The 12821-nt window shown below is 42.3% G+C and carries 8 protein-coding genes, 1 other RNA gene and 1 pseudogene; 8 read left to right on the forward strand and 2 right to left on the reverse strand.

Annotation, left to right across the window (positions count from 1 at the left end):
- Positions 1 to 8: 8 nt before the first annotated feature.
- Both traN and KJK34_RS03590 read left to right on the forward strand, forming a co-directional pair.
- The gene (gene traN / locus KJK34_RS03585; protein WP_236937588.1) at positions 9 to 803 is read left to right on the forward strand and encodes a conjugative transposon protein TraN; all 795 of its coding nucleotides are present in this window, start codon (positions 9 to 11) and stop codon (positions 801 to 803) included.
- Between the two features lie 15 nt (positions 804 to 818).
- Positions 819 to 1616 carry a hypothetical protein gene (locus tag KJK34_RS03590; protein ID WP_223052488.1) on the forward strand — a complete coding sequence of 266 codons (798 nt, stop codon included), beginning with the start codon at positions 819 to 821 and terminating at the stop codon, positions 1614 to 1616.
- An 18-nt stretch (positions 1617 to 1634) separates the two neighbouring features.
- Here KJK34_RS03590 and KJK34_RS15305 read toward each other — a convergent pair whose 3' ends face one another.
- A complete protein-coding gene (locus KJK34_RS15305; RefSeq protein WP_223052489.1) occupies positions 1635 to 1826 on the reverse strand; it encodes a hypothetical protein in 192 nt (63 codons plus the stop codon).
- A gap of 108 nt (positions 1827 to 1934) precedes the next feature.
- Here KJK34_RS15305 and KJK34_RS03600 point away from each other — a divergent pair, with 108 nt between their 5' ends.
- Both KJK34_RS03600 and KJK34_RS15365 read left to right on the forward strand, forming a co-directional pair.
- On the forward strand, positions 1935 to 2108 hold the full coding sequence (locus tag KJK34_RS03600; RefSeq protein ID WP_223052490.1) for a hypothetical protein: 174 nt from the start codon (positions 1935 to 1937) through the stop codon (positions 2106 to 2108).
- Between the two features lie 26 nt (positions 2109 to 2134).
- Positions 2135 to 3127: pseudogene (locus KJK34_RS15365) on the forward strand (recombinase family protein); the annotation flags it as partial.
- A gap of 532 nt (positions 3128 to 3659) precedes the next feature.
- Here KJK34_RS15365 and ssrA read toward each other — a convergent pair.
- Positions 3660 to 4058: a transfer-messenger RNA gene (gene ssrA / locus KJK34_RS03615) on the reverse strand.
- Positions 4059 to 4252: 194 nt separating this feature from the next.
- Between ssrA and KJK34_RS03620 the strand changes: the two genes are divergently transcribed.
- From KJK34_RS03620 to KJK34_RS03635, 4 genes are all read left to right on the forward strand, one after another.
- Complete coding sequence (locus tag KJK34_RS03620; RefSeq protein WP_223052492.1) at positions 4253 to 5467, forward strand: NAD(P)-dependent oxidoreductase; 1215 nt, start codon at positions 4253 to 4255, stop codon at positions 5465 to 5467.
- Positions 5468 to 5539: 72 nt separating this feature from the next.
- Positions 5540 to 8278 carry a helix-turn-helix and ligand-binding sensor domain-containing protein gene (locus KJK34_RS03625; protein WP_223052493.1) on the forward strand — a complete coding sequence of 913 codons (2739 nt, stop codon included), beginning with the start codon at positions 5540 to 5542 and terminating at the stop codon, positions 8276 to 8278.
- A gap of 244 nt (positions 8279 to 8522) precedes the next feature.
- Positions 8523 to 11333, forward strand: a complete 2811-nt coding sequence (locus KJK34_RS03630) for a SusC/RagA family TonB-linked outer membrane protein (RefSeq protein WP_223052494.1) — start codon at positions 8523 to 8525, stop codon at positions 11331 to 11333.
- Between the two features lie 27 nt (positions 11334 to 11360).
- On the forward strand, positions 11361 to 12821 hold the full coding sequence (locus KJK34_RS03635) for a RagB/SusD family nutrient uptake outer membrane protein (protein WP_236937580.1): 1461 nt from the start codon (positions 11361 to 11363) through the stop codon (positions 12819 to 12821).

Here is a 12821-nt window from a genome sequence, read left to right on the forward strand (position 1 = left end):
GTTTACTTATGCTGCTGCCTGTTGGCCTTTGGGCACAGTACAGCGGTTCGGCCCTGCCGGCTAATAGGGAAATCGGTATTTCCGAACAGCAGACTACCAGCCTTTTGTTTCCGTACCGTATCCTAAGCGTGGACAGGGGCAGTAGGGACATACTGGCCCAAAAACCAAAAGGGCTTGAGAATATTTTGCAGATCAAGGCGGTGCAGGAAGAATTCCCAGAGTCGAACCTGACGGTCGTCACCGCGGACGGGAAACTCTACAATTTCCTGGTCTACTATGAAGCCTGTCCTTACTATAGTGCCTACGACTTTACGGGCAAGGCCATGGGAGCCGTCGTGGCGGAGCATACGGACAATGCCGCACTTCTTGATACCCTGGCTTCGAAAGCTTGTCATGACCGGCACCGTATCCGACTAAATGAAAGCGATAATGGCATCACACTGTCGGTTACCGGTATGTTTGTGGAAGAGGAGTATTTCTTCTACAGGATTACCATAGAGAACGCTACTAATATCAGCTATACCATAGACAGGCTTCGCTTTCTGATCCGCGATCAGAAAAGGAGCAGGCGCACCGCCTCACAGGACATTGAGATTACTCCCATTATGGTGTGGGAGCCTACTGAAAAAGTACCGCCCAATGCCCTGAAGACCTTTGTGGTGGTACTGCCCAAGTTCACCATACCGGATAAAAAGAACCTGTTTGTGGAACTGACCGAGGCATCCGGTGGCCGACACCTGCAACTGAAGCTGCGCAACCGCAAAGCAACGCAGGTGGTACCGCTTCCGACTTTTAATGAATAACTAAAATGATGTATTATGAACGAACGTAATTATGATTACCTGAAAGACCAGGTAAAATACACAGGCTTCGGGGAAGCCCTGGAGGGCGAACTGAAGCAGCAGATGGAAAAGCAGCAACCTACTTTCAGCCTGAAGCATGATGCCTTTTACGGCGAGGATAAAGTGAGTGCGGAACTGAGTTTCAGGAAATCCGAGCAGACCGACCTGTATTTTTTCAACTCCTACAAGGTTAGCCTTCAGAAGGAGGGCAGGCCGGAATCCTTGGAGCAGACCTTTTACATCAATAAGGGCAACAACATTACCCTTAAGGAAGCCTACAACCTTATGGAGGGCAGGGCCGTGAACAAGGACCTGACCAGCAGGGAAGGGGAAGTGTATAACGCGTGGGTTTCTTTGGACTTCAAAGATACCGACAATAACGGCAACTTCAGGCTTAACCACTACCACGAGAATTACGGCTATGACCTTGAGGCGGCAGTGGGCAAACATCCTATCAAAGAGCTGGATAATGCGTCGCATAAGGAAGACCTGATAAATTCCCTGAAAAAGGGCAACCTGCAGTCGACTACCTTTATCAAGGACGGGCAGGAGGTGAAGCAGTACCTGGAAGCCAACCCGCAGTTTAAGACGGTCAATGTCTATGATGCGGAAAAAAACAGGCTGGACATGCGCCAGGGTAAAGAGCAGAAGCAGGGCGAGAAACAGGGGCAATCGGCCAAGCAGGGTCGCGGGCAATCCGCCAAAGGCAATGATGAGGACGCTGCCGGAGAGGCGCAGCAAAAGAAACAACGCCGTAAGGCACAATCCATGTAACTCAGTATGAATCCCCTGTCAGTTTTCCTGCGAGGCAGCCTGAACGATTACCGTATCAGCAGCACCCATATCGGGGTCTTTGCCGCACTTGTGCAATACAGTGCTGACAGGGGTCATATCAATCCCTATCGGGCCTACAGTTACGAGATCATGAAAATAGCCCGGATATCCAGCCTGAAAACCTACAGCCGCTGTATGCAGGACCTCCATGCCTATGGGTATTTGAGTTACGAGCCCTCAAAAAAGAAAAACCTGGCCAGCAGGATTAAATTTTTAGAAACATAAAGCCCGAAAGGGCTTTTTTAATTTAGTTCAGTTATGAGAAGGAGAATAAAGGCAGAAGCGGGGTATATCCCTACTGAACACGCAAAAAAGATCCTGCGACAGGGAGGCTTGGAGCTCTCCGATGAACAGGTTCGGATAGTAATGGAATTATTATATTTAATGGCAAATGAAGCGGTAGCTTTTTACCTGAAATTGCCTCAAAAGTAGTACATTGCACAAACAAAAGCAGGATGATGAAGACAGCAGATTTATATATAAGGGTAAGTACTGATGAGCAGGCAGATAAAGGTTATTCGCAACGCAATCAGGAAGAAGTACTGAGAAGGTATTGCGAAAATAATGATCTACAGATTGGGCACGTGTTTTTTGAAGACCACTCGGCAAAAAACTTTAACCGCCCGCAGTGGAATCAGTATTTGCAAATACTAAAGAGCTCTAAAATCAGGTCATCGGTGGTGCTGTTTACCAAATGGGACCGTTTCAGCAGGAATGCGGGGGATGCCTACCAGATGATCAATATTCTCAGGAAGTTTGGCGTAGAGCCGCAAGCCATTGAGCAGCCCCTTGATTTCAGTATCCCTGAAAATAAAATTATGCTGGCCCTGTATCTTGCGACACCCGAGGTTGAGAACGACCGCCGCGCCCTCAATGTCTTTCATGGCATGAGACGTGCCAAAAAGGAAGGAAGGGCTTTGGGAATAGCGCCCATAGGCTATAAAAACCGTATCACAGAAGACGGCAAAAAATATTTTGGTGTACAGGAACCTCAGGCCACATACATCCGATGGGCTTTTGAGGAAATTTCAAGAGGGGCTAAAGCTGCAGACCAGATACGAAAGGAAGTAAATAGAATGGGATTAAAGTGCGGAAGTTCCGTCTTTTATTCATTGCTTCGTAATCCGGTCTATTGCGGTTTAGTTTTTATACCCGCATATAAGGAAGAGGAAGCCGCTTTTGTCAAAGGGCAGCATGAACCTTTGGTTTCTGAACATCTTTTTTATGAAGTTCAGGATGTGCTTGATGGTAAACGACGAAAAGTAAAGTCAAAAGCAAAATACGAGGTAGATGAGAATTTTCCGCTACGGGGTTTTCTTCAGTGCCCTAACTGCGGAGGTATGCTTACCGCAAGTTCTTCCAAAGGGAAAACAAAGTATTACTCGTATTATCATTGCCAGCCTGGTTGCAAATTCCGACACCGTGCCGAGGAAGTACACGAAATCTTCGAACGTGAATTACGAAAATTTATTCCCCATCCCGCCATAAAGGAGTTGTATAAAGTAATTGTAAGTAAACTGTTTTCGGAGTTCAACAAACCGGAAAATGATGAGCGAAGAAGAATTTCGGATGAAATTGACAGGCTCAGCCAAAAAATATCGAAAGCGAGAAACTTGTTATTAGCCGATGTGATTGATGCAGAAGATTACAGGGCATTGAAAGATGAGGCGGAAAACGAAATCAAGAAGGCCGAAAGATTATTGAACACCATAGGCACAAATAAACCTTCACAGGCTAAGCTGGAAAAGCTTATGGATAAAGCCATTAGCACGCTTTCGAGACTGGATACCCACTACGGAAATTTGCCGGTAAGTAAGAAAAGGGAGCTAATAGGTTCGATATTTCCCCAAAAAATCGTTTTTGACGGAAAAGAATATCGAACACCTAAGCTTAACGAAGCAGCAAGACTTATCTATATGATTAACAGTGACTTATATTCAAATAAAAACCGGAAAGGACACAAATCTGCGTTCCTTTCCGGTCAAGTGGAGCCGCCGGGAATCGAACCCGGGTCCAAACAGGCAATTCAAGAGCTTTCTACACGCTTAGTTTCCGCTTGGGTTTTCGTTGGTGTGCAAGGCCGGAAACTGCCACACACCACTTAGCTCCTTAAGTCTCGGGACAGCCGCAGAGCAAAACTGTCCCCAGGTCTATATTTACGGTCCTTCTAATCGAAACGCCATAAACCAGGGCTTTTCAGAAGGATCCCGCCTCCCTGCCTTGCAGGGACGTGGCTATATTCTTACTATAAATTCAGAATTAAGCAGCAAGAGCGTAGTTATTTTCGCCGTTTAATTGTTTGAGACATTATTTACGGGATATGTCCCCGTTCCCGGCGTGCTTACCATTCAATTCGACCTGCTGTCAAAACCAGTCGGCCCCATGAGTAAGTTCTGGTATGTTTATTTCAAAAACGGTACCAAAAATAAAGGCACAAAGATACAGCTTTATATTTTATTGCTCGTTAAAATTCCTGTATATTTGAAGCAGATAAACAAACCTGTTTTAAAGTTTTTACAACAGATTAGCTAATATGTTGTAAAACAAATAAAAACCTATTTATTAAGACACACTACATGAAATTCGGAATCATAAAAGAACGTAAAAACCCGCCCGACAGGCGTGTGGTATTTTCTCCGGAAAAACTTTCAGAACTTGTAAGAGAATACCCTGAAGCATCTGTCAGGGTAGAGCCTTCGGATATCAGGATCTTTTCTGATGACGAATACAGGGAGCAGGGTATTGAAGTTAGTGCTGCAATGGAAGAGTGTGATGTGCTGTTAGGGGTGAAAGAAGTGCCTGTAGATGCTTTGATACCGGATAAAAAATATTTCTTCTTTTCGCATACTATAAAAAAACAGCCTTACAACCAAAAGCTGTTACAGGCGATACTGGATAAGAATATAACACTATATGATCACGAAACCATTGTAGATGCTTCTATCAGGAGGCTCATCGGTTTTGGCAGGTATGCGGGCATAGTGGGCGCTTATAATGCATTCAGGGCACTGGGTTTAAAATATGAGTTATTCACTCTGCCCAAAGCAGAAACACTCTCAGATAAAGAAGCGCTTATTGCCAGATTAAGAAAAGCAATTGTACCGCCCGTAAAAATTGTACTGACAGGAAAAGGTAAGGTGGGCATGGGCGCTAAAGAAATTTTAGACGCCATGAAAATTAAGGAGGTATCGGTAGCAGATTACCTTACAAAATCATATACGCATCCCGTTTATTGCCATATTGATGTTTTGGACTATAACCGCAGGCAAGACGGTTCGGTAAAAGATAACCAGGATTTTTATGCTAACCCGTCAGAATATGAATCAGATTTTGAAAGGTTTACAAAGGTTTCTGATATGTTTATTGCGGGGCACTTTTATGGTAATGGTGCACCTGCCATATTAACACGTGAAATGCTGAAATCTAAAGATAATAAGATAAAAGTTGTTGCTGATATTTCATGTGATGTAGAAGGCCCCGTAGCCTGCACACTCAGGGCGAGTACCATAGCAGAGCCTTTATATGGCTATCATCCGTCTGAAGATAAAGAGGTAGATTACCGCCATCCTGCCGCAATTGTGGTAATGGCAGTAGATAACCTGCCATGCGAATTACCAAAAGATGCAAGTATGGGTTTTGGCGATATGTTCCTCAAAAATGTTATACCTGCCTTTTTTAATGGCGATAAAGACGGCATACTGAAACGTGCCATGATTACTGAAAACGGAAAGCTTGCCCCGCGTTTTAAATATCTGGAGGGATATGTTGAAGAACGTGTAAAAGAATTATAACAAAACACCCTGCCGGCGGCAGGGTGTTTTGTTATAATAAGTTTGAGTAAATTTGTGAATTAAACTTTACAGATGTCACTTAAAAATACAGTTACTTTTTTTTGCATTTTGCTGGCGCTACAATTAAATGCCCAGCAACTCCTGCCGTTTGTAGAGAACTTTACCAAATCGGAGTACTCGGGTGATAACCAGGTTTGGAATATAACCCAGGCTGATGATAACACAATTTATTTCGCCAATAATCATTATTTTTTAAGATATAACGGTGTTAAGTGGGAGCGCTACTCACTGCCGAATAAAACCATTATCAGGTCGGTATTTGCTGATGGCAGCCGTATTTACTGTGGTTCTTACAGGGAGTTTGGTTATTGGGAGAGGGTAAAAGGTATAATGCAATATACATCTCTTACTACGGGTAAGAACTATTTTTCCGACAGTGACAATGAAGAGGTATGGAAAATATTTAAGCATGCAGATAAAATTTATTTTCAGACTTTTCACCGCATGTATGCTTATGACGGAAAAACTATAGCTACTTACAGGTTTCCTTCGCAAATATCCTATTGTTATGTTATAGATAATACTATTTATGCAGCAAGCACCCGAAACGGAGTATATGTATTCGACGGAGGTAAATTTCAGCAGATAACGGCATGGCCTGAACTGAAAGATAACATTGTGCACGGCATGGAGAAAAATGGCCGTAACATCTACATTTTTACCAAGAATAACGGGGTTTTTAAGGGTGATGCCAAAGGGGTAAAGCCCTGGGATAGTAATATAAACTCCCTGCTTAAAAATGCTGTCATCCTCTCCGCAGCATTTATAAATAATAACATGCTTGCTATTGGTACGGCACTCAAAGGTATTTATATCATTAACCTTACCGATAACAGCTTTACAGTTATCAACAGGAATAATGCCCTTAAAAACAATGCAGTACTTTCTGTAGCACTGGACACTGAAAAAGACCTCTGGCTTGGATTGGACAATGGTATATCGCATGTTGAGGTAAACTCGCCCGTATCTTTATTTACAGATAATTCGGGCCTGCTTGGTTCGGTATATAGCATTGCGCCCACAGAAAGTGGTTACCTTTTTGCCTCTAATCATGGTGTCTTTAGCTATGGTCAACAGGGCTTAAATACAATTCCAAACTCTCAGGGGCAGGCTTGGGATGTATATAAATCAGGCGACAACTACATAATAGGGCATAATGACGGTACTTATACTTATAACGGACAGCTTAAAAAAGCTAATCCGGTTAACGGGGGATGGAAATTCCTGAAAAGCAAATTTGACAGGGCCTACTTTCAGGCTAATTATTCGGGTATAGCGGTTTATACCAATACCGATAATCTCGGGGTTTATAAAACCCTTGACAGTATAGTAAAGCCAATCCGTAATATTGCCCAGACAAGGCCGGGCGAATTATGGGCGGCTGACAGCTATAGAAGCCTCTACAGGGTTCTATATGATGAAAATTTTAATGTGAAGCGTGTAGAGAATGTTTCCCAAAAAAACAACATAAAGAGCGATTATGGTGTAAAGCTATTCCCGTTTAGGGGAGAAGTGCTTTTCTACATCAACAGCAAGTGGTACACCTATAACAGCATTAAGGACAAGCTTGAAGAAAATAAAGCTTTTACCGAAAGGTTTTCCGGAATCTCGGATATTGTTCCGGTTGATGATGATAATTTCATAATCATAAGAAGCGGTTTGCTCTATCTTATTACCCGGAAAGGGGACAAGTTTTCAGAAAAGCTGCTTAATGAAAAATATTACCAGGGCAGGCTTATTATGGAGAATACCCAGGTATATAAAAACGGAAGCAGCCTGCTTATAAATCTTGATGACGGATTTATGTCTTATAATATTGAGGGTAGCAGCAAAAAAGAAGCTCCCGTATCTATAGAAGCTTTTTATATGGGCAGGCTTATTGATGAAGATACACATATTAAATACAACCAGTCTGTAGAGCTTAATGTTATAACAGGATATTACGGCTATAATCGGCCCGACCTTTTTTACAGGCTGAATGCTGAACCCCTTCAGCCAATTATAAAAGGTAATATAATACTCAATAACCTTAGCAGCGGCAACCAGTCAGTAGATATCTACCGCAATAATAACGGCACTTATCAGCAGGTTGCGGCATACAACTTTAAGGTATCCAAGCCATGGTACTTTTCTACGTTAATGATTTTAGCTTATATAGCAGTTATTTCGGGAATATTTTTCCTGTACTACCGATGGAATAAAGTACGCTACCTGCAAAAGATCAGGCTTAATGAAGAAGAGCTGAAGCACAGGCGTGAAATTATGGAGCTTGAACTGGAAGCGGAGAAAAAACTGCGCCAGCAGGAGTATGAAAAACATATACTTGAAGTAGAAGTACAGGCCAAGGCATCTGAAGTTGCGGGTAAATCGCTTTCAATTGCCAAACACAGTGAAATGATAGAGAGCATACAGGAAGCGCTTAAAAGCGTTACAGGTTCAGATGAGTTAAAAACGCGTATAAGCAAGATTATAAAAACGAATTCTATAAGTAAAAACGAATGGCAGAGTTTTGAAAAGAACCTTGTAAAAAGCCATGAAGATTTTGTGAGCAGGCTTACTGCAAAATATCCTGCACTTACCCCGAAGGACATTAAGTTATGCATCTATTTAAAGATGAACCTTTCTTCTAAAGAAATTGCCCCGCTTATGAATATATCCTATCGCGGAGTCGAATTACATCGTTACAGGCTACGAAAAAAACTTGATATCAGTACCGAAGAGAACCTTTCTCAGTATATGATTACTATTTGAATTCCTGTTAAATATTATCATAATATTATCTTTTTCACATTTTTATTAATGATATATACTACATCATTACTACATCATAATGCTAAATATTGATGTAATATTATAGTATATAAATTTATGTAAATCAATAATTTAAAATGTATTTATACGATTTTGATGTAGATTAGATAGGCTTCTCACGCTGCTACTATAACGATATAGTTTTTAATTTTGAGTAATGTTAATTTTAATCAAATAAAATCCCATGAGGAAAACATTACTTAATATTAGTTTCTGCCTTGTTGGTGCTTCGGCATTTGCTCAGGTACCACCAACACCGTTAGATTCTATTATTCCTAATGACTCTATCTTTTTTGATAACCAGATGGAGGAAGTTGTACTTATTGGTTACGGATCTAAAAAAGCCGGAGCGATAACCGGTTCTGTTGCACAGGTAAAAGCAGCAGACATAGTAAGGACACCTTCACAGTCTCCTATACAGGCTATACAGGGCAGGGCAGCGGGTGTTAATATCGTTACTAATGATGAGCCGGGTGCATTGCCAACAATCCGTATAAGGGGGCTTGGTACCATTACCGCAGGCCGCGACCCGCTATATGTGGTAGATGGTGTAGAGACTACCAATATTACAGGGCTTAACCCCAATGACATTGCGACTATAGATATATTAAAAGATGCTTCATCTCTTGCCATATACGGGCAAAAAGGAGCCAATGGTGTGGTACTTATAACTACAAAACGCGGTAAAAGGGGGGATATTAAAGTAACTTATGATGGTTACTACGGGCAGAAATTCATTCAGCGAGATGTAGATATGGCAGGTTCTTACAGGTATGCCTACTACAATAATACCGCTTTAGGCTCATCATCTTATTTTAACCTTGATTCTCAGCCTTATAATACCAATTGGCTGGATGCCATAACCCGTACAGGTGAGATGATGAATAACACCATCTCTATATCAGGTGCGAGCGATAATGCAAACTATTACTTAAGTGCGTCTAACTATAAGGAACGCGGTATATTGAACGGTACTGCATTTGAAAGGACAAGTATCGTCATGAAAAATGAGTTCAGGATGCTGAACGACAAACTGAAAGTTACACCTTTCATAAACTTATCTAATGCTAACACAACACCAAAGCCGCTAAGTGCTTTTACCAATGCTTACAGGCAGGCGCCTATTATGCCGGTTAGGTATCCTAACGGCAGGTGGGGAGCACCTTTGGTTAATGAACTTGGTTTTAATGATTTAACAGGCCAGCGTTATAACAACGTTGCCAACCCGGTAGCTCAGTTATATTATTACAATGAAGAGCGCAAGAATGTTTTGCTCACCGGCTCTATAAAAGCTGAACTTGAAATATTGGATTACCTGACATTTACTTCAAATTTTGGTGCTACTGCAGAATGGGTAAGGGGCTATACTTTCACTCCAACGCGCGAGCTTTGGCTTGCTGCCAACCCAACAGGTACTATAGACGAGTATATTGCGCAAAATGCACAAAACCCCATAATCAACAGGCTAGACCAGCGCAGAAGCTCTAACTACAGGTGGAACTGGGACAACTTTGTAACCTTCAGCAAGTATTTCGATACACACAAAGTAGTGGCTGTGGCAGGTTATTCAAGGAGTACATTTGGCGTGTGGGAATACCTTAATGCAACCCGTTTTGATGTGCCTGAACAGTCCAATTACTGGAGCCTTAACCTATCCTCTAATAATGAAGAGGTTGCACCGGGTTCAGTAGTGCAAAATGAAACAGGAACGCCAATAGTTAACCTCGCGTACTTTGGCAGGTTAGAGTATGAGTATAATGATAAATACCTGTTTACTGCTTCTGTAAGGAGAGAGAGTATAAGCATATTTCAAGGAGATAAGAAAAATGCGGTTTTCCCTTCGGTATCTGCGGGATGGATTATATCCAGCGAAGGTTTTATGGATAATGTAAACTTCTTAAACCACCTTAAAATTAGAGGTGGCTACGGAGAAGTTGGTAACGCTAACTCAATTGCACTTAACGCAGTACAGTTCAGCAACGGTAATTATGCATTTGGGCCTGATCAGTCAATTAATCCTGGCTTGTTCAACCCCGGGCAGATAGACCGTAACCTTACATGGGAAACCATGAAAGAATATGACCTGGGTATCGATTTCGCAATGTTAACCAACAGGCTATCGGGTACAATAGATGTATATGACCGTAAAAATGAAGACCTTATACTGCCTATAGATGTTCCTGAAGTTCTTTCACCTGACTCTGTATTCTTAAACAGTGGTGTGGTATCTAACAAAGGTGTAGAGGTTACACTTAAATGGCAGGACAGGATAGGTGAAGATATAAACTACTGGATAGGCGGTAACATGTCTTACAATAAAAATGAGCTTGAAGAAATATATAACCCGCAGCTTTTTGGAGATTATATAGGCGGCGGACTCGGCAACGGGCAATACACAAAACAGGTATTGTTAGGGCAGCCGCTGGGCAGTTTCTATGTATATGAAACTACAGGCTTTAATTCTGATGGTGCATTTACCTACAGCGACCAGAGGGTAGTGGCAGGTACATACATACCAACTACAACCTATGGTATAAACCTTGGGCTTACCTACAAAGGCATAGACTTTTCTGTTGATGCTTATGGTGTTGCCGGTAACAAGCTGTACAACGGTAAAAAAGCACAGCGCTTTGGTGGTGAAAACATAGAGTCGGCACTTTTAGACAGTTTCTGGACACCATCTACACCAAACGCTACCAACCCTAAGCCGAATAATGATGTGCCACGCGCTTCTACCTACTACATTGAAAATGGTGATTACCTGCGCATCAATAACATAACGTTAGGTTATACATTACCCGAAATGATTAAAGGCGTAGATAAGGTACGTATTTATGCTACTGCTGTTAACCCGTTCCTGTTTACCGATTTCAGCGGCTTCTCGCCTGAGCTTAGTGGTAGTAACAACGGTGATCCCCTTGGCAATGCAGGTATAGAGCTTGACGCTTACCCTACAAACAAATCGTTCCTTTTCGGACTTAATGTGGCATTTTAATAAATCGGATAAAGAAAAATATTGGTTATGAAATATAGATTTAAATATGGTTCTGTTGCTGCTGTTTTTGCACTGATGGCAATTTTTGCCTCGTGTGATGACGAACTTGATGTAGACCCAAGGCAAAACATCAGCGAAGAAGACCTGCTTAAAAACCCTGACAATGCAGTAAAAATGGTAAACGGGGTATATAACAAGATGTTAAGCTATAATATGTACTCGTTTCCGTGGATAGGTATTACAAGTATAACGTCAGATGATGCCGATAAAGGCTCTACCCCAAGTGATACAGGTACCGATAAGCATAAACTTGATAACCTGACCTTTGATGCTTCGGACATATCGTTCAATGAAGTCTGGAAAGGGCGTTATGATGGTATATACAGGACGAACAACGCATTGTTTTACCTAGAGCAGTTCCAGATAGATGAGTCGCTTAAAAGCAGGCTTATAGGCGAAGTGAAGTTCCTGCGTGCCTTTTGGTATTTTGATTTGGTTAGGTGTTTTGGTGGTGTTCCGCTGGTGGTGGGTAATATAGACCTTAATGATGGCGAAGCCATAAACAATCTGGTATTTACAAGAGCTACCAAAGAAGCCGTATATGCACAGATAGAAGCCGACCTTGAGGATGCTATTAACAGGCTTCCGCTAAAATCAGATTATCCGCTTAACGATTTGGGCCGTGCCACAAAAGGTGCAGCACAGGCGTTAAAAGCAAAAGTGCACCTGTACCAGCAGGAATGGGATCAGGCGTATGCCCTTGCAGGAGATGTAATCATGTCAGGTCAGTATGACCTGATGGACGACTATGCAAGCGTTTGGCGCGAAGTAGGCGAAAATCAGGAAGAATCAATTTTCGAGGTACAGGCCACACTAACACAAGGGCTTATACAATATACAGATGTGCAGGGTCCACGCGGTACACCCGATTTAGGCTGGGGCTTTAATACGCCGTCACTTGGATTATCCAATTCTTATGAAGATGGCGATGTACGCAGGGAAGCTACAATTTTGTATGTGCCATCAGTACTTTGGGATGGTTTTATCGCTCCTACAACGTGGAATAACCCACGCTACAATTATAAAGCTTACCACAGCAGTATTGCCGAATCATGGAATGGTAACAAGGCAGAAACAGCCAAGAACCTAAGGTTGCTAAAATTCAGCGATGTAATGCTCATAAGGGCAGAGGCCGGTTTTCATCTTGGCATGAACGATGAGGTTGAGAACATGATAAACCCGCTAAGGCTAAGGGCCGGTTTAGGAGAGCTTTCGGGTATTACACTACAACAGATTTATAACGAAAGAAGGTGGGAAATGGCTATGGAGCACGAAAGATGGTTCGACATTGTGCGCACAGGCCAGGCTCAGGCTGCAATGGCTGCAAACGGAAAAACGTTTGTGCCGGGCAAGCATGAAGTGTTCCCTATACCGGATCCCCAGATTGCCGTGAGTGGCGGAAGACTAATTCAGAATAACGGATACTAA

The organism is Flavobacterium coralii, assembly GCF_019891545.1.
In the GTDB taxonomy this organism is placed as follows: Bacteria; Bacteroidota; Bacteroidia; order Flavobacteriales; family Flavobacteriaceae; genus Flavobacterium; species Flavobacterium coralii.

Bases quoted from the DNA above. Each gene is read 5' to 3' on its own strand.
- traN (WP_236937588.1), top strand. From the start codon at position 9: ATGCTGCTGCCTGTTGGCCTTTGGGCACAGTACAGCGGTTCGGCCCTG.
- KJK34_RS03590 (WP_223052488.1), top strand. From the start codon at position 819: ATGAACGAACGTAATTATGATTACCTGAAAGACCAGGTAAAATACACA.
- KJK34_RS15305 (WP_223052489.1), bottom strand. From the start codon at position 1,826: ATGGAGGTCCTGCATACAGCGGCTGTAGGTTTTCAGGCTGGATATCCG.
- KJK34_RS03600 (WP_223052490.1), top strand. From the start codon at position 1,935: ATGAGAAGGAGAATAAAGGCAGAAGCGGGGTATATCCCTACTGAACAC.
- KJK34_RS03620 (WP_223052492.1), top strand. From the start codon at position 4,253: ATGAAATTCGGAATCATAAAAGAACGTAAAAACCCGCCCGACAGGCGT.
- KJK34_RS03625 (WP_223052493.1), top strand. From the start codon at position 5,540: ATGTCACTTAAAAATACAGTTACTTTTTTTTGCATTTTGCTGGCGCTA.
- KJK34_RS03630 (WP_223052494.1), top strand. From the start codon at position 8,523: ATGAGGAAAACATTACTTAATATTAGTTTCTGCCTTGTTGGTGCTTCG.
- KJK34_RS03635 (WP_236937580.1), top strand. From the start codon at position 11,361: ATGAAATATAGATTTAAATATGGTTCTGTTGCTGCTGTTTTTGCACTG.